Source organism: Oligoflexus sp. (assembly GCF_035638955.1).
Classification (GTDB): Bacteria; Bdellovibrionota_B; Oligoflexia; order Oligoflexales; family Oligoflexaceae; genus Oligoflexus.
In genome coordinates this window covers 37,044-55,018 of record NZ_DASQYZ010000368.1, presented here as the reverse complement: position 1 = coordinate 55,018, position 17,975 = coordinate 37,044, and the positions used below count along the sequence as shown (strand labels likewise).

Genomic DNA, 17,975 nt, shown 5'->3' with positions numbered 1-17,975 from the left:
TCACTAATATTGACTGACCTCCAAATGCCCACCATGTATGGGATTGCATTCGCAAAAGGACTTAGCCCTACAGTTGCAGATCATATAGAAGCCCTGGAATGCTGATACTAAAAGGCATCCAATGAACGAGATAGTGGAGTTACTCTAGATCCAATCTCTCATTGTTATTTTCTTCGGAATGCACACAACAAAACTTGGATTCTTGAGGAGTCAGATTGAAAGCGTTTCTGTAACATATTGACTTAAATTCTGAAATAGACTGCCATTACATTATCTTCAACTTCCTGAAGATTTTCGTTCAGTAGAGTGAAGATATAGTCAAATCCATAAAATCGCAGGAATTTTTCAATTCAATTGGAGCCATTTGAGCCGCGAATGACAGAAGCGACACCTATGATTATTTCCACGTTTTTTATGCCTGATTCGGACGAGACTGCAGCCCCCCCCTTCTGGCGGCTAAGTAAGCGAAAGAACTCTCAAGTTTATTCAATAAGCGCCGAAAAAAAACTTGGCTAGGCTTTTTTTCAATGTTTTGACCGAAATCTAAACGATACTTGGGTGCAGCTTGGCTGAACACTGGTCCTACCATTTCCTGAGGCTATGTCTCGGCTTATCAATCGCCTTGATAACCTGCGCTGTATTTGCTTCCGAAGATCCTCTGCCGGTCCAACTGAATGATGCCTGGGAATGGATTGCGGCCGATTCCCAACAAGCCACGGCCCCAAAAAAAGGATGGCAGCGTCTCGACGCGCAGCACAAACCAAAAGGTCCCGGCACTATCTGGATGCGCACCCTTATTCCGGGGCAGTCGATCCAAGATGCATGTCTTATATTTGATCGGATGTTTGGTAACTTCGAAGTCTGGGAAGGGCCACAGCTCTTGTATCGCTATGGCGAGACTGGCAATCCATCGCTGAGGCATATACTTGGCTACAATGCCCATATGATCTCCTTGCCTCTACATCATAGGCAAAGGATCCTACATATAAAACTCACCAGTATCGAGTCAAGAATCGGCTTTGTCGGAACGGTAAAGTTTGGCAACACCTGGCAGGTAATTTCTACCACGGTTCTCCAGGAGAATCTTTTTACGACCACTATTGCACTATTGAGCATCAATCTAGGCTTGGCATTGCTTCTGCTTTTTTCCCTTCGTCGTTCCCAGCGTGAATATCTACAGGGGGGAATATTCTGCTTCTTGATTGGCTGTTATATGCTGCTGTACTCCCCTTTGGTTTCCCTACTTTTCATTAACGGAGGCGCACACCTTCTGGATCTTGAGTCGAGGCTGCTAATCTTTGCATTGGCAGGAGCGCTCCTGGCAATGAACTCCTTTATAAATACAGCTATCACGCGTGGCTCAGAACCTTTGATCCGATTGTGCCGCAATTACTTTCTCATAGTTTTTCTTGCCTCCCTGTTGGTTGAAGGTCTCGACATCATGTCTTCCTTTGCCTTTATAATCAAGTTTCAGATTCTACCGTGTATCGGTTTAAGCTTTTTCATAACTGTTGGCAGTATGATTCACTTCTACATACGCAATAAAAATGATAGGAATAATGTCCGCATTCTACTGCTCGGTATTTTTACCTTCATGTTTTTTGCATTCCACGATGTCTTGCGAGCCCTCAAGCTCATTTCAAATCCAACTGTGCTCGTACCACTGGGTATTTTACTATATCAAGCCTCTATTGTGATTGTTCTAGCCCAACGATTTGCAGCGGTTTATAGAAAAAATATCGAGCAGGCCGCTGCTAACGCTCGGCTTGAAGTCGAGATGCTAGGCGCAGAAAAAATCAGGAAGGTGCTTGATAATATCAACGAAGGGATTCTCACTTTCGATTCCCAGTTCAAGGTGGACCATCAGTTTTCAGCCCAATTGCCACATATCCTGCGTATTCCATTTGACCAGATTCCCAACGCGAATATCATGAATCTCTTGTTTAGACAGGCCAATTTGGTCGACGTTGATCGTGAACAAACTCTGGCGAAACTTGAAAAAGCCTTTCACGAGGTAACCGAGGCCACTGAATTCAGCGCTCTCAAGCTCCCTCAGGAAGTCGTCATCGCGCTCCCTGACGGCGAGCATATACTATCGGTGGAATGGACGCCTTTTTCCAAGACCGAGAATGCCGGCCTCGAACGAATCATGGTCACTATTAAAGATTTGACGATGAGGCGTCGAATTGAAAGTGAATTGGCCAATTCCTCGCGCATGGCTTTCCTAGGCAAGATGGCGGGTGGCATGGGCTTTGAAATTAACCTCCCTCTCACCACTATCATCAGGGAAATGGATCAAGTCCGGCAATTGATCGAGCTGGCAGAATTTGATCGGCCTGGAATAGTGGCGAGTTTGCAAAATGTCGAACGTTTAGGACATCGCATTGCGCGTGTTTGTACGGGCATCCTTACTTTTTCACGCCAGGTCGACTTCGATCCCTTTGAACTCCTACCAGTGGTGTCAGTGATTGATGACATGCTTATCCTGTGTGCGGCTCGAGTGGAAACTGCAAACGTGGAGCTGAAACGTCGTATTGAATCCGAGGGTCTTTCTTTCTATTGCCGCCCCACGCAGATTGTTCAAATTCTACTTAATTTGCTGTTGCATGCACTTGACGAGATAGGTTCGAGCAAGGACCGATGGGTGGAAATTCAAATCTATGAAAAAAATCAATACAGCGTCATTGCTATCAGCAATAGCGGACCGTTAATGAATCCTTCCAAACGGGACCATATTTTGGATTCTCTGACATCCAGCATCAACAGCAACATAGGTCAAGATCTTGGTCTGTCCGTTTCCCGTGAACTTGCAGAAGCCAACGGCGGCCTGCTGATTTTGGATTCTGCTTCTGCGTGCAATCGATTTCTGCTTTCAATACCCCATTCAGCTGAAGTTCACGACAGGAATGAGGTCGCCGTATGAGCTGCGCCTATAAGAAGGCTCAATCGAAGGGAGTAGTCTGCCGCAGCATTTTCGAAGCCATTGTATGCCTTTTCTTTGCGGCTTGCTCGTTGCTGCCAGGCTACTCTGCAGACGCTGGAGTCGCATCCCTGGAAAACTGGGAATGGGCCGTCTCGACCGCAGGAGATGAGTCCCCGACTCATGGTTGGCGAAAACTTGATCAGGAGAATACACCTCAAGGACCTGGCATTATTTGGTTACGGACCACACTGCCCGATCTTGACGTAGACGATAGGGCAGTCTTCATCGAGCGGATAATCGGCGATTTTGAAGCCATAGTTGATGGCCAGGTCTTGTATCGCTACGGCAACGCCTCGTCCACCGATATTCTCAGAGGATCTCCTTATTTCTCGCATCTGATCCCGATTCATTCCAGTCCAAGCAAAGGGTCTCTCATTATTAAGGTTGCTGCATTCGAATTTAAGATCGGATTTAAGGGAAAGGTGTGGGTCGGAAACACGACTCAACTTTCGAAGGCCGCAATCAAACGGGATATCCTGCCAATCGTACTTTACTCACTGTGCTTTACTTATGGCCTCATACTGCTCCTCTTCTTTCTATTTCGCAGAAATCAGTATGATTACCTTCAAATTGGAATGTCCGGTGTTTGCCTGGCATTTTTAATGCTGCTCTATACACCTTCCGTCCCACTATTTCTCTTCAGTTCTTCCCCAGAAATACTGGAAACAGTAGGCAAGACAAGAGTCTACTTCCTCGCGCTGACATTGATAGGATTTTTTTCATTCCTTGATACAGCCATAACTCGTGATCAGGAATCGGCACTACGCTGGTGTCGGAATTGTCACTGGATCCTTCTAATAGCCGTTTTCTGCTTCGATGTACTGACTCCGTGGAATTCATTTTCAATACTTGCATCTGCACAGTACGATTTTTTTGCAAGCTCAACATTTCTTGTCTCTCTCCTATGCCTCTTGCGCTATTATCATAAGAACGTAAAATCTCGAGCCCCGGTGCGCATCATAATTGGTGGTGAATTGATCCTCATTACTTTCGTATTGTTAGCAATCCTGCTCGAAAATGGTTCCATTTCAAATCAACTCGGTCTTATTTCTTGCGGTGTTTTTGGACTCTTTGCCATCCTCCTCTTCAGTCTCGGCAGAAACTTCTCCTATGTCTTCAAAAAAAATGTTGAGCATGCGGTGAACGAATCTCGAATCCTTGCCGAACTCGCTGAAGCAGTTAAATTAAAAAAGATTTTCAATAGCATCAACGAAGGCATTCTCACCTTTGATTCAAAATTCAGAGTCGACGAACAGTTTTCCAGTCGACTCCCGCAAATTCTTCGTGTTCCTATCGATAGCATCGCCGATGCTGACGTCGGCCAGTTGCTCTTTGAAAAGGCCAGATTCAGTTCTTGCGATCGAGAAACCTACCGTCAGTCCCTTTCGAATACGTTTCAATCCAACTCTGCGGCACTTGACTCCGAATACAGCAGTCTGCCCCGTGAATTCATTATAGATTTGGATGATGGCGAGCATATCCTTGAAGTTGAATGGACGCCCTTTCTGAACCCTTCAAGTAAAAACGTCGAGAAAATGATGGTCACGATCCGCGACCTAACCATAAGACGGCGCATGGAAACTCAGCTTGCCTTCTCATCGAGAATGGCTGCCTTTGGCAAAATGGCGGGAGGAATGGGTCATGAGATCAACAATCCAATCACAGTAGTCATCTGGCGAGCTTCGCAGTTGCAGAAATTCCTACATGCACCGAAATTGGACAACGAAAAAATAAAGAGCTTTTTGATTGCGATCGATCGAATGGTGCAGCGTATTCAGAATATTGCAAACGGCATGCTGACTTTTGCCAAGCAAACCGATGACGAACCCTTAAAAGTAGGCAAACTCATTGATATGATCGAATGCGCACTCATGTTGAGCCAGACCCGGGCGAAAGCCAAAGGAATAGAATTAAGAAAGCCTGAGCTCGATTCCTCCCTTATGCTACTCTGTAGACCGACCCAGGTGGAGCAGATCCTCCTCAATTTGATACTCAACGCCATTGATGCAGCTACGGCCAGTGAAAAGCCGTGGGTGGGCATTCGAGGCTGTGTTGAAAATGGCGAATGCGCTGTGGAAATTAGCGACAACGGTTTAGGCGTACCTCCTGAACTCCGCGGCCGGATCTTTGAACCTTTTTTTACGACTAAAGATGTCGGCGAGGGCACTGGACTGGGACTCAGTATTGCAAAAGGTCTGGCAGAGGCTAACGGCGGTCGAATCGCTATTCATCACGATCGGCAGCCGACCACCTTTATCCTGTATCTGCCACTCGCTGAAAGCTTCAAGGCGCAAGCTTAACACCAGGAGCGTACGGATACCAGCGGACATGGGGCATGATGATTTGGCGATCAAAACAATGTCCTTTGGTGTCAAAAAGCATGAGTCGGCCTCCCGAGGTTTCTGCAAGGATATCATGGCCACATCCAGCAAGGGTCGAGTGAGTCCATCACATAGTCTATTTGGATGTGGTCACCGAATGGGTTCGTTCACCAGGGGCAAAATTTCATAAACGTTGTCTTCCGTAAAATATCGATTCTGCAGGCGCCACGCGCGACGCTCATCCCAGCCTGGGATCGGTGCCATGGTCTGGACGCTTAATCGTGACCTGAGGCGACGGAAGTGATCCTGCGACAGATAATGGGGAGACCAGGATTTTCCCGGATTGCGTTTGATCTCGGCGATCGTTCGCGTCGCAGCTTCAAGCTCGTCCAGCGTTCCAGTTTCCCCGCCGCGGCTGAATCCTTGGGCAGCCGGGAAGAGGCTGGCCAGGGCCAGCGCGTGAAAGATGTGCCGCAGTTTCATTCCTGATCCCCAATCAATGTGTGTCGATCGTATGTGCCAATCATGATGTCAAAGAAAAACGGGATGGTGCCGATTTCCCCATCCTTGGTCTGTTCAATATTTTTCAAGAGATCGCCGCTCATGGCGACCATGCGGGCGAGCGCTTCCTTGGTTACGGATTCCGACATGTGCCCAATCCGGGCGTACTGAGTTCCAACCATACTGCGCGGAAAATAGTGCAAGTCCTTTTGGATCTGATGCTGGATATCGTCAATATCCATCAAACGGAACCCGTTGCCACCGACTCGCAGAATTTCCTGTTCTTCCAGGATCAAACCCGCATCCAGCATCTCTTCAAGAGCGAGGATGCCCCGTTCACCGGTCAAACGCTGCACATGATCACGGGTGGTTCCTGCCGTGGTGAGGGCCAATTTGATGATAAAATTATGGGGATCCATGTAACGGAATTTTTTTAACATGACCACCGATCCATCGTCGTCAAGTCCTTGTTCCGGATATTCCGCAACGACTTTGGCCAGGGCCGGGTAGTGGTCACGGATAAAACTCATCCGATCCTCGCGGAGCATGACCCGATCAATCAATTTAAAAATGGTTTCATCTTTGATGTCATTAACTTCGGCTTGTAAAATTCTGCGGAGCGTAGCGTAGGGAACCCCGGTTCGCATCGACAGGGCTTTGATACTCACTCGCGGAAAGCGCTCAAAATACCTTTTAACAGCTGTTTGAACTGCTTCGAATTTAGGTGACATTTCTCTCATGGCCGGAACACCTCCCGCTCGGTCTCTATAGTCGCATTTGGTCCTTTCCTATCCCAAAATTGCTAAATATACAAATAGTAATTAAATCCAACTAGTGGAAGGGAATAAATAGGTAATTTTAGTCAGTTAGGTTGCATAAAAGGCGGGTATTTGATTATTCACCAAAATGTTTTTGGCGCAGACGTTGGATTTCGCGACTCACTTCTTGCCTGCCTTCGCGATGGCTGATGGTGAACACCATCACCACACGACGATTCAAAGCCAGAATTTCGGGACTGTCACCGTCCTTCAAGGGCCGCGTCGGACCAAAGCCCTGAGCGTGCACCTTGTTCTGGACCACGCCCTGATCCACAATCACCCGACGCACGGCATCGGATCGGTCCTGGGACAGTTTCATATTGTAATCCAACTTGCCCTTTTTATCGGTGTGCCCTTCCACGGTCATGCTCTGCCAGTGTTCGGGATGCTTCTGCAAAAATTGGCCGAACTCCTTGAGAAACGTCAGCGCAGGTTCCTGGAGCTGGGAACTTCCACTGGGGAAGTTGATGACCTTATCGGCCAGAATCTCTTCAAAACGTTCCGCTGGTTTGGATGCAGGCTCCGGTTGCGGCGGCTGCGTGATGGGCCATGTGCGGCCAATCGCAAAGCCAGCGGCCAGGAGATAAACCCGGCGCTTCGGGACATTCAAATCGCTGGTCAGATTCAGATCGACCCTTTGCATCCACGCGGTATCCGCTGCCGTTTTTAAAATCAGCTGCGGGCCCACGAAGAATTTACTTTGGTTGCTGTCCTTATCCTGGCTGAAGGAAAGCGAGGAGCCAAACAGATGGCGGATCAGAAGACCGGCCTCGATGTGCCCGTCCCAAAGGCGATAGCGCGCGGAGAGAGCCGCCGATCCCGCTCGCGTTTCAATCCGCAGATTGCGCTGCTCACGCACCACATCAGGATCGTCGGTGGGAAAATCGCGTTCGCCGTCGCTGTAAACACGATTGTAAAAAAACCCGCCGCCGACTCCCAAATTCCAATTCCCGGTCGTCGTCTCAGCCGAGGCGTCCAGAAAAAGATGATAACCATTTTTGGAAGTTTGCCCGGAACCATCCGGTACGATATGCGTGTAGCCGCCGGAGGCACCCAACCAGACCTGGGGGGCGCTCGCAGCGGACATAGGGAGCAGAGTTAAAAGAACGGTACCGAGTAACTTCAAGGTTTCACTTCCGCTGGAACATAGTGCATCACCAAGGGCAGCTTGATATCGGTGTGACGACAGTCGGAGTCATCATTGTCACCGGTCGTGACCCATGAAAAATTCAAAACGTTTTTTTCCTCGAGCAGCGCAGCCAGACTGGTGGAAAGTTCAGCACTGATACTCAGCTCGATCGAACCGGTGGTATCCGTCGGTGGCAACTGGCATTCGCTCAGCCCATCGGCGCCGCCGACACAATAGAGTCCACGCTGGTCAAACTGATTATAGACCTGATTGCGCAGGGACTCCCAGCTAAAAGTACTAAAGATGCCGTCCTTGGGAAAATACTCGGTGTAGTCTTTCGTGGCCATCAGCACCCGATTCTCAACCAGGAAAAACATTTCATCATCATAATGCATGGCGCCAGCGGTCGGTTCGATTGAAAAACCGCACAGCTTCGCACCGGCAGGCAGCGTAATGGTCTGATCCTGCTTGAAATAGGCCCGAATAAACCCGTCGCGCCGGGAAAGGTTGCCGTTGCTTCCGAAACTGCAGGTGGTGCCCGCAGCGATTTCCGGGAAATGCAGCACTTCACGTTGATGCTGCACGGCTGAGGACAGACACAAATTTGCCTGAGCATCGCCTTCATGAGGCAGACCCACTTCAATATCGGATGAATCCGTGGAACCGTTGGCATCGGCGCCCGGTGTGTTCAATTCCGCAGCCGTAACCATTTTTTCGCGGGTTTCGTAGTTTACCGTTTCCCCGCAGGCGGCGAGCAGGCCCAGGGAAAGACCCTGGAAAAATGCGTGTCTCATGGCTTGGTTTCCTCCAAAGGTCTGAAAAAAATCAGACCTGACGATCTATCGGCGCCACCTGACTTCGTTTCAGCAGGACCGGTAAGAGACCGGAAAGCTGGAGATAAAGCCCAAGGAATAATTGCAGTAAGAATTTTGATACCATGGAGAACATAAGACTGACTGTAAAGGAGACCTCGATGCGGGCCATCGCACCTCAATTTTGGGTTTACCTCGCGCTCCTGGCTTGTGAAAGCACTCCGGATCGAACCGCTCCTATGACAAACCCTGCTGGGGCCTCAAGTTCAGGAGCGGAGTTGGCGCCCGCCTCGCCGCCGTTCTTACCCGCGCCACCAGCAGAGTCCAAAACCGCTGCGGAAGAACCAAGCAGTCGAACATTTTGGGTGAACCCCGACAGCGAAGCCGCACGTGCCGCCCTGCGTTTGCAGCCAACCCAACCCAGGGAAGCAGGATGGCTGCGGCAGCTGGCGGAACAGCCGACAGCAGTCTGGTTCACGCCAGCAGAAACCAATCCGCTCGCGGCCGCGCAGCGCCTGGCGCAGTCGGTCGCAGGCACGGACCGCTATGCCGTCGCCGTGATTGCGGCGCTGCCTAAAAAAGATTGTGCGCGCTTTTCCACGCCAGGCCTTGCGCCCCAGGCCTATCGTTCCTGGCTTGAGTCACTGGTCCAGGGACTGGGAGAAACGCCAACCTACTGGATCCTCGAACCTGAGGCTCTGCTTTTGACAGGCTGTCTCACGGCGGACGAAGTTAAGGAACGAATGAGCCTGCTTGCGGAATCCATTTTGGTCCTCAAGAAAAACCCCAAAGCACAGGTCTACATGGATGTAGGATTTCCCGGTTGGCTCTCGGTTGATGAAGCTGTCCAGCGTCTTCTGACAGCCGGAGTTTTGGCTGGGGATGGTTTTGCCATCAATGTTGGTCAGTATCATTGGACTGAGGATTGTATTCGCTATGGCCAGGAGATCTCGCAGCGTCTGGGTGGCAAATCGTTTGTGATCGACACCTCACGTAACGGCAAGGGTCCGGTCAGTCGTGAAGCCTGGTGCAACCCAAAAAGTCGAGCCATCGGCCAGACGCCTCAGGCTCCAACAGGAATTAAGGGATTGGACGCTTATCTATGGCTTAAAAAGCCGGGGGACTCGGACGGGAGCTGCAACGGCGGACCCGCTGCAGGTCAATGGTGGGAGGCGAAGGCCATCGAACTCATGCGCAACGCCGTGTACCCTGACTGATTACAGTTTGAGCTCATCGCTTCGGCTAAAGTCAGTGTCATCGTGTTCATGATGATGGGGAGACATACCTGAACCAGGAGTATTCAGAAACTCACGGACGTTTTGAAAATAATTGTCGTAATTGACGGGACGCGCCCCTTTTTCGGAAATGCTGGGGAACATAACACTATCTTCGTCATGATGGTGATCCATCTGCATGCCATGGCCAACTTCGTGGCAGAAAAGATGAAAGAGATGCTTATAGCCATCAGAATCAGGGTCTTGAATGTAAGCAGCTTTGCTGGCGAAGTTATCCAGATCAAAGATGACATCCATTCCGTACTGTATGGTTGTGGTTTGTGATTCGCGGAAAGTTCCCTCAACAGTCTGTTTCTGCAGGGTGGTCCACTGACCCAGACCTAGTTTACGCCCGTCATTAGCGAGACCTTTGCGGAAATGAATCAGCGAAGTGCTGTCCTCTTTCGTATCGACGACCGAGAGGCCTTCAAACCCAAGCTGGCGATTGTAATCGCGGACCAGGATCTGAACGGAGTACTTCAAGGCGGGAACATCAGTATCAACATAAATTCGGAAACTTTTAACTTCCTCGACGTGCGATTCGCGGCAGGCCAGAACGGAAAAGGCAAACAGGATCAACAGGAACAGGCGCTTCAGCATGGAAAACCTCAACAGCTTAGGGAGCAACAGCAACAACAGTCAGAGTGGGAGTTTTAACTCCCGAGCGCACTCTTACTTAAGCAAGGGACGTACCACGTCCCGCCCCCGCTATTCCTGGCCGGTAAAGTTAAATTTACTATAAATATCATTATGTTATATACATATCCCCCTAATGTTGAGTCCGCCTGTTGCACCGCCGCTGAGCAGGTGTCCAAACCTTATACAAAAAGTCGCCTCTAGGTTTTTTTGCGTATGTCTTGACAATTTTCCTTTAGACTCCATCTTTGAGATATCGCTTTGCTGGTCCCTGCGCGATGGGCAAAGCCGAACTTGAAGCGCAGCACCTGGGGTGGTCTATGACGGAATTTGCGAATCGCTGGGTTCCAGCCATGGTGTCTTCTCAATTTGTGCTTTTCCCGAGCACAGCCATGCCTGTTACGGTAACCGACGAAAAAAATCTTGCCGCCTTGCGCGAAATGAAAGCGCGTGGATTGAAAAACATTCACGTTGTCACGCGAAAGGACGCAGAAAAACCCATTTCCCAGGAGACAGTTTATTCGACCAGCTGTCTGGCGGAAGTGGAATACATCAAAGGCAACGATACGGCTGAAGTGCAGCTGATCGTACGTGGCCTCGAGCGGCATCACATCTCTGAAATCTCATGGGATAACGATGCGTGCATGGTCCGAACCCACGCGGTTGTTATCGATCAGGATATCGATACTGGCACAGTAGAGACTTACCTCAACAGCATTAAGGAACTGTCGGATAAGATCATTGCCTTCCTTCCTGGCAACATGAAGCAGGTCGGCGATATGCTGCGGGCCATTGATGATCCTGAGCTGCTGGTGAACTTGATTGCACCGCACCTCGAAGTGGATGTGGCATTGAAAGCGTCGCTGCTGAGCGAAATTTCATTGAACAAGCGTCTGATGATGCTCCTCGAAACCATGCAGGACCTGCGTCAGAGTTTGGAGATTCGTGCCGAAATCGGCCGTAAGGTTTCTCATAAGTTCAATAAGCAGCATCGTGACGCCATGCTTCGTCAGCAGATGCGGGTTATCCAGGAGGAATTGGGTGAAGGCGGTATGGCCAAGAACAGCTATACCAAACGCATCGAAGAGCATACAGACATGCCCGAGGACGTAAAAAAGGTCGCCCTTGAGGAGGCTCAGCGCCTGGCCGGCCTCGAACGCAATTCTCCGGAAGCCCCGGGGATGCAAAATTATTTGGATCTGCTGTTGAGTCTGCCGTGGAAACCGGGAGCCAAGCAGGACATCAATCTGAATAAGGCCCGGGATATTCTGAACAGTCATCACTATGGTCTGGAAAAAGTCAAAGACCGTATCGTGCAGCATTTGGCTGTCCTGAAACTGAAGGAAAACTTCCGCGGCTCCATTCTTTTGCTGGTGGGACCTCCGGGTGTTGGTAAAACCAGTTTGGGTCGCAGCATTGCTGAATCCATGGGCCGCGATTTCGTGCGGGCCAGCCTTGGCGGTGTACGCGATGAAGCTGAGATCCGTGGCCACCGTCGGACTTATATTGGGTCACGACCAGGCCGCATCATTCAGGCTTTGAAGCAGTGTAAACAGAACAATCCCGTGTTCCTGCTCGATGAGATCGACAAACTCTCGCAGAGCTATAACGGGGATCCAGCGGCGGCCCTTTTGGAAGTGCTCGACCCGGAACAGAACAATAGTTTCCGCGATCACTTTATGGAAGTGCCCTATGACCTGTCGCAGGTGATGTTTGTCGCGACGGCAAATAGCCTTGAGACCATCCCTGGTCCTTTGCGGGATCGTATGGAAGTGATTTCGATTGCAGGTTATACGACAGCCGAGAAGCTGCATATTGCCAAGCAGCATCTCTGGCCTGAGCAGATGGAAAACCATGGCGTGAAACCCAGCCAGCTCACCATCGCAGATGATGCCTTGCTGCGCCTCATTTCGCACTACACCCGGGAAGCGGGCGTGCGGGAATTGAAGCGGAAACTGGCTGCTTTGATCCGCGGTTCGACCGAAGCCATTATCCAAAGTGAAACGGGTATCCAGATCCGACCTGCGGATTTGGAACGCCTGCTGGGCAGCGAGCCCTTCACTCTGGAGCTGGCGGAAGCGCATATGCCAGCTGGTGTGGTGACAGGCCTGGCCTGGACACCGATGGGCGGTGACATCCTCTTCATCGAAGCCAAAGCCATGCCGGGCAAGGGTCAGCTGACCTTGACCGGACAGATGGGTGAGGTGATGAAGGAGTCAGTCCAGATTGCGATGACTCATGTGCGTTCTTTGCTGCCGAGCATGAAAACGCAGCATGACTATGAGAAAACCGATGTGCATGTCCACGTCCCTGCGGGTGCGATTCCGAAAGACGGACCTTCCGCAGGTGTGACCATGCTGACGTCACTCGCTTCGCTCTTCTCGCACCGGCCTGTGAACCCGAGTCTCGCGATGACGGGTGAAATCACCCTGCGGGGCGCGGTCACAGCGGTTGGTGGGATCAAGGAGAAAGTCCTCGCGGCTCACCGGGCTGGCATTAAGAAGATCTTGATGTCAGAACGCAATCGCAAGGACATCCAGGATGTGCCACAGGAAGTTCGTGATGAATTGGAATTTGTCTTTGTCAGTCGAGTTGAAGAGGTCTTGAAAGAGGCGCTTGGACTCGATCTGGTGGAAAAACAAGGTGCTGCTCCTGAGCCAGAATCAGGACGGATTGCTAGACTGTGATGTGTGAGTCCCATACTCCGACTTTGCCTGCCCCCACGCGTTAGTGTGGGGGCTTTTTTGATAGTGCGGAACCCGTCAAGCCAGGGAAGGCGAGCTTCCCTGACCGAAGCTGTCGAGCTTACGGGATATATGAATCGAGCGTAACCACGTTGCCGAATTCTTCAGCATTCTTGATAAACGTATTACTGATCAGCTGTTTTTGTCCACGGACAGTCGTCGATACGAACCTGGTCACAGGGTCAGCGATCATCGAGCACATCACGCCTTCGCGTCTCCACCCTTTCACTCGTGCAACGACGAAATTGCGTCTGCCCTTGGTTTCTTGCTCAAGCGTTGCATCGAGTCCTTGGGCCAGGCATGGGTTTCCTGCAACCAAAACAGACCCGCTCACGTTATAAGCAGAAAATTCAGGGTTAAAGCCTCCATTGGCAGGTGTCACGCTGATACCTTCAAGAACACGTTCCTCGTTCACATACTCATAGCAAACCTTCTCAGTTCCACCGTCAGGAGTCGACTCCCAGCGGCATTGCCTCTGTGGTGCAGCAAACGATGCAGAAGCCAGAAACAGGCAAGTACCAAGTACTGTGGTGCGGAGCATACAATTTCCTTTCCTCGAAAAAGTGCGAGTGCAAACGATTGCTATATACAATTCATCAATCCGAAAAGAAAGACTTTTAAGAAATTAATCCTGATCGTCATGATTAAATTTCCTTTGTCTGCCTTCTCAAGACATTCTGTTACATTCGTACGAAGATATTCTAAGTTGCTTATAGAAGCGCCATCAGGCTTGGAGTTACTTCATTTACTATGAGTAAATTTTCTCGATATAAGTTAACTAACAATCTCTAGTAAATTTCGTGCGACACCCTATAAATTGTTGTGGGTGCAATGAATTGGCTTCTGGTTGACTCTGAATAATTCCATTGCGTATTCACTTAGCCTCTTGCGCAGATGCAGGTTCTGGCACAGGGACTCTCGGAATGGGCAGGTTCTAAGGGAAGCAGTGTTGAGGAGGTGGAGGAATGGAAAACCCCTTGAAGCTTTCAAGGGGCTTAAAGTGAGGAGACCTATTCGACGACTTCCCCGGACATTTCATAATACTCGGGGTAGATGAAGCTATCACTGATGGAACTGGCTGATATTCCTGAGTCCGCCTTGATCCTGCACCCGGTGACTTCAACCGCAATCACTTTATATTCATCACAGCTGCTTTGCGTCCCGGAGTTGGGTATGCAAGCGGCGTAGTCCACGCTCCCATCGAGGCTGACATTGCCCTGATAGAAGTCCGTTAGCGCGGTATAGGATCCGGTCTTGCGAGCCAGCTGGATCAGATCCCCGGATTGCGTATTGAACTCCCCAAGTGGCAGGTAAGTCTTGTTCACGCCGAGGGGAACCGCATGCATCCCACCGTTGTTGACGCAACGGTCGAGACTCAAGGTCGAGAGATCACCACGCAGAGCTTCCTGATTATCAATGATGGCTTTCTTGAACGACCTGGCAAACGAATGACCATAGAAGAGGATCCGCGTTGGATCGCTGGCCTTCGTCAAACTGTCCGCCGAAGCTTCGCTGGGCAGAAGATAATCCAGCGTTATATACGGCGCGTCAAGGATCGAGAGCTTCCGGCAGGGCTGAGTCGCGTCGTTGTAATTGTAGGGTATGGCTGTGAAAGCATCATAGGTGCATGGATCCCAGTTATCCAGCTTCTGCCCTTCTTTCTCATACATCGTAAAGGCGGTCGAAATCGTGGGGCGGATAGGGTGGCTGGCGTCGAGCGCAGGACTGAGCGAAGCATCCTGGATGCGGAGCTGGATATCAGCTGTGCCGACGTCAGTGGGGGCTGCAAACGTCGGCGCCGAAGCGCAGTCACCACCGAAGCGGAAGGTGTCGGTCGTATATAGCTCGCCGGCCGCTCCAAAATAACCACTGTAGAAGTTCCGAGTGTAGACCACATGCTGATCCTTGGTCAGGGCGCCGTGTTCACGGAACACGCCGAGATCAAAATCGGCGAGTTTTTTGAGCGTCATGCTGGTGGTACCGCTGGACACAGTGATCTGGGCTGTGGAGATGGGCGTCACCTGCTTTGTCTCACTGTTGACCTGACCCAGGAAAACGAAGGGCTGGATGTAGTAGGATCCCTCAGGCGCTGTGTAGGTCTGCGTGGAGGCACCGTTGTTCACATAGACTTTGCACTGACGGGCAAAAGTGATAACAGCCTTCAGGACGATATCCTTGTGCGTGCCAGTGCCTGCGCTGGTGGCATTGATGAGCCCTTCATCGGTTGCCACCCCGCTGGCCTCGGTCACGACCATTTCTGCGTCTGTACTGGAATTGTTCTTAATGAGAACGGTATACGCGCCTTCCTCCTCGGCCGTGAAGGAGACTCCGCTCTCACCGGCCGCCTGCCGGGTGTAAACCTTTTCCTCACCGGCAGCATTGACCACGGAGACCTCAAAGGCCTGCTCATTGCCGGCAAGCAGCGCGGCTGCACCGCCGATTTTATAGTGAAGCTGTGTGCTCTCGCCAGCGGCCACCTGCACGCGATGCAGCATCATGTCACCAGGCTCGGCGATGGAAGTCCCTGTCCCGGCATTATCATCGTCATCAGTAGGTTTGGGATTACCAACCCAGTTGCCGCAACCCACCAGCCAAATGCAGAATCCAAAGCGCAGGAAATTCCTGGTATCCTGTGACCAAAAACGTGTATGCAGAGGTTTCATGATGTTTTTTCCTCATCTTGTGCAAGTCGGGTGAATGGAAACATTTGAATGTTGACTTGTATCACGCGATCCGAATCCTCGGCCTGCTCTTCCATGGCCATGACTTCGGCGCAGAAGGCTCGAATCCGGTCCTTCAGCTGGGGAATCTGGGTATTCGACAGTCTCAACGTCAGAGCATTGTATTCACGTTCGTGCCTGGGAACCAGAAGGAGGCACTGCGCGGCAATCTTTATCATCTGCTGATGAAACTGCACGACTGAGTAGACACCGGCTGCCTGATCTTCCGGCAGGATCCGAGGGGAATCGTCCACACCTCGCCAACGACCGGTGCCCTCGTCCCATTGTATCATCTTTAACTTCTGGAGCAGCTCGAGGCCCTTACTCATCTGCTCAGCCGTCAGGTGTGGATAAACCCGTCGAGCCAGGTGCTCCGGTTCCTGGGAACCTTTTGGGAGATGGATGAGTTCCAGGATCAGCGGGTGCAACCAGGAAGCATAGTATTCCATCAGATCGCTATCCGCATGATCCGCCACCGCTGTTTTCTTATCGCGATAGATTTGCAGGAAGATGGCTGCCTTGGTCTCTTGGCTGGGAACGTTGCCATAGCGGACCACGTTGAGGAAGTAGTTTCGCTCCTCGTTGCGAAGGTCCAGCGCCTCGGCAATGGTTCGGGCAGACTTCTCCGCCAGACGACGCTTCCTGGCGATAACAAGGCGCAGGACATTGGTCGCTGAAAATCCAAGGTCTTCCGCGAAGCGGAGATAAGAGTAGGACGCATGGCGTTCCTTGGCCAGTTGATAGAGCGCTGCGAGGTAATCCTGATATTCCAGATATTGAGTGACGGAGAGTTCCCGAGCCAGCGCTGCGAGTTTTTTACCAGGCATATCCCTCCTCCTTTCTTCCGGTACGGTTTCTAAAAGCCAGGGCACCATGCCCTCTTACTTAACCCTACGGCACGATACAGGTCGCACCCTGTTAAAAGGATTTATCCTTTGTCTTTTCATTAATTTAAGCACTATCGAATTCAAATAGCAATCCGCCGGTCGCACCCCGGTTTGTCGATGATGACGTCAGGAAAGTTTGCGGCGACCTGGGCTCGTCAATATCCTTGTGTTTTAACCGGTGAAAGATGGGATTTTTCATGAGGCAGGGGGAAGATGCCAATGAAATGTGATGACTTGGCTTGAGCTGGAGCCTCATGATTCGCTTGTAGGAATCCGCTGATCTAAAAGGACCGTTCGAATTTCGGTTCGTTTTATTCCACTTTCGAAACGCAAAAAACCCCGCTTGAGGCGGGGTTTGTTATTTTCGTGAGAGCCTTGGGTTATTCTTCGGTTTTGAAACCGAAAGAGAGTGGTGTTTTAAGTGGGAGTGTGATGCCTTCTGGAAAACTGTACGGTTTGGTAATAGCGTATCCGTCCAGTGGGAAATCTCCCAGGTCGTGACAAGTGGTCCCGTTGGGATCACCGAACCTCTTTGTCGTAAGGCCTGTAACGAGTTCTTCATCACCATTAGCCACAACAAACGTTGAAACAGAAGTTCTCATAACCGCGCCACGAGGAACTGCCTCTTCCATATAACAAGTTCCGGCACAGCTGATGTCAGTGAAGCGACATACAAGGTTGGACGAGGACGTCATGGTTCCACCGTCCAGGACGACTGGAACTGCGTAAGCACCGGTTTGGAGATTGATGCGGGCAAATCCACCATTTGTGAAGAGGATAAGGCCAAGCCTGGCGTCCATTAACACACCAATAGCCTTACCGTCCTTGTCGAATACCCAGACTCCAGAATTTGCGGGTGAGCCTTCAGGTCCAGTTTCACCGTCCTCACCTTTTTCACCTTGCTCGCCTTTTGCACCTGCAATCTCAACGAAAGTTGATCCATTGCAAACAAAAATCTTACTTTGCTCTTCGACCCAGTAAACCTGTGACATGGTTTCCCGGGAACATGTGGGTAGCGCGCTGGTGGTCGCCACGATTTGTGTTAATGATTCCAATTCAGAGTCTTTCTTGTCTTTCTTTGCACAAGAAACGATGCTTAGACCAAGCAAAGTCATTCCAAATAACAGATGGTTTGCAGCTCTCATCGAAA

Annotated in this window: 14 protein-coding genes; 4 read left to right on the top strand and 10 right to left on the bottom strand. The window is 50.7% G+C overall.

Translation table 11 applies throughout. The features are described from left to right. Positions 1–565: 565 nt before the first annotated feature. Positions 566–2,923 carry an ATP-binding protein gene (locus tag VE954_RS32320; RefSeq protein ID WP_324960799.1) on the top strand — a complete coding sequence of 786 codons (2,358 nt, stop codon included), beginning with the start codon at positions 566–568 and terminating at the stop codon, positions 2,921–2,923. Positions 2,924–3,159: 236 nt separating this feature from the next. On the opposite strand, the gene VE954_RS32315 is transcribed toward VE954_RS32320, so the two are convergent. After that, positions 3,160–3,318, bottom strand: coding sequence for a hypothetical protein (locus tag VE954_RS32315; protein ID WP_324960797.1), 159 nt, complete (start codon positions 3,316–3,318; stop codon positions 3,160–3,162). Positions 3,319–3,585: 267 nt separating this feature from the next. On the opposite strand from VE954_RS32315, the gene VE954_RS32310 reads away from it, so the two are divergent. Beyond that, entirely contained in the window at positions 3,586–5,283 is a 1,698-nt protein-coding gene (locus VE954_RS32310) for a PAS domain-containing sensor histidine kinase (protein WP_324960795.1), read from the top strand. Positions 5,284–5,454: 171 nt separating this feature from the next. On the opposite strand, the gene VE954_RS32305 is transcribed toward VE954_RS32310, so the two are convergent. From VE954_RS32305 to VE954_RS32290, 4 genes are all read right to left on the bottom strand, one after another. Then, positions 5,455–5,787, bottom strand: coding sequence for a hypothetical protein (locus tag VE954_RS32305; RefSeq protein ID WP_324960793.1), 333 nt, complete (start codon positions 5,785–5,787; stop codon positions 5,455–5,457). Further along, entirely contained in the window at positions 5,784–6,545 is a 762-nt protein-coding gene (locus VE954_RS32300) for a hypothetical protein (protein WP_324960791.1), read from the bottom strand. Before VE954_RS32300 ends, VE954_RS32305 begins: the two co-directional genes overlap by 4 nt. Before the next feature lie 154 nt (positions 6,546–6,699). Next, positions 6,700–7,749: an OmpA family protein gene (locus VE954_RS32295; RefSeq protein WP_324960789.1), complete on the bottom strand. Its 1,050-nt coding sequence runs from the start codon at positions 7,747–7,749 to the stop codon at positions 6,700–6,702. Beyond that, positions 7,746–8,546 carry a hypothetical protein gene (locus tag VE954_RS32290; protein ID WP_324960787.1) on the bottom strand — a complete coding sequence of 267 codons (801 nt, stop codon included), beginning with the start codon at positions 8,544–8,546 and terminating at the stop codon, positions 7,746–7,748. The genes VE954_RS32295 and VE954_RS32290 overlap by 4 nt, the downstream gene beginning before the upstream one ends. A 179-nt stretch (positions 8,547–8,725) precedes the next feature. Here VE954_RS32290 and VE954_RS32285 point away from each other — a divergent pair, with 179 nt between their 5' ends. Continuing rightward, positions 8,726–9,781: a glycoside hydrolase family 6 protein gene (locus VE954_RS32285; protein ID WP_324960785.1), complete on the top strand. Its 1,056-nt coding sequence runs from the start codon at positions 8,726–8,728 to the stop codon at positions 9,779–9,781. On the opposite strand, the gene VE954_RS32280 is transcribed toward VE954_RS32285, so the two are convergent. Continuing rightward, positions 9,782–10,438 (bottom strand): matrixin family metalloprotease, encoded by a 657-nt coding sequence (locus tag VE954_RS32280; protein ID WP_324960782.1) that lies wholly within the window; start codon positions 10,436–10,438, stop codon positions 9,782–9,784. Positions 10,439–10,794: 356 nt separating this feature from the next. Here VE954_RS32280 and lon point away from each other — a divergent pair, with 356 nt between their 5' ends. Continuing rightward, on the top strand, positions 10,795–13,161 hold the full coding sequence (lon, locus tag VE954_RS32275; RefSeq protein ID WP_324960780.1) for an endopeptidase La: 2,367 nt from the start codon (positions 10,795–10,797) through the stop codon (positions 13,159–13,161). A gap of 118 nt (positions 13,162–13,279) precedes the next feature. Here the strand turns inward: lon and VE954_RS32270 are convergent, their stop codons facing one another. The 4 genes from VE954_RS32270 to VE954_RS32255 all read right to left on the bottom strand — a co-directional run bounded on the left by VE954_RS32270 (position 13,280) and on the right by VE954_RS32255 (position 17,970). Then, the gene (locus tag VE954_RS32270) at positions 13,280–13,759 is read right to left on the bottom strand and encodes a hypothetical protein (protein ID WP_324960778.1); all 480 of its coding nucleotides are present in this window, start codon (positions 13,757–13,759) and stop codon (positions 13,280–13,282) included. Positions 13,760–14,228: 469 nt separating this feature from the next. Beyond that, on the bottom strand, positions 14,229–15,881 hold the full coding sequence (locus VE954_RS32265) for an emp24/gp25L/p24 family protein (RefSeq protein ID WP_324960776.1): 1,653 nt from the start codon (positions 15,879–15,881) through the stop codon (positions 14,229–14,231). Then, positions 15,878–16,765, bottom strand: a complete 888-nt coding sequence (locus VE954_RS32260) for a TIGR02147 family protein (RefSeq protein WP_324960774.1) — start codon at positions 16,763–16,765, stop codon at positions 15,878–15,880. Before VE954_RS32260 ends, VE954_RS32265 begins: the two co-directional genes overlap by 4 nt. Before the next feature lie 440 nt (positions 16,766–17,205). Continuing rightward, on the bottom strand, positions 17,206–17,970 hold the full coding sequence (locus tag VE954_RS32255; RefSeq protein ID WP_324960772.1) for a collagen-like protein: 765 nt from the start codon (positions 17,968–17,970) through the stop codon (positions 17,206–17,208). Positions 17,971–17,975 lie beyond the last annotated feature (5 nt).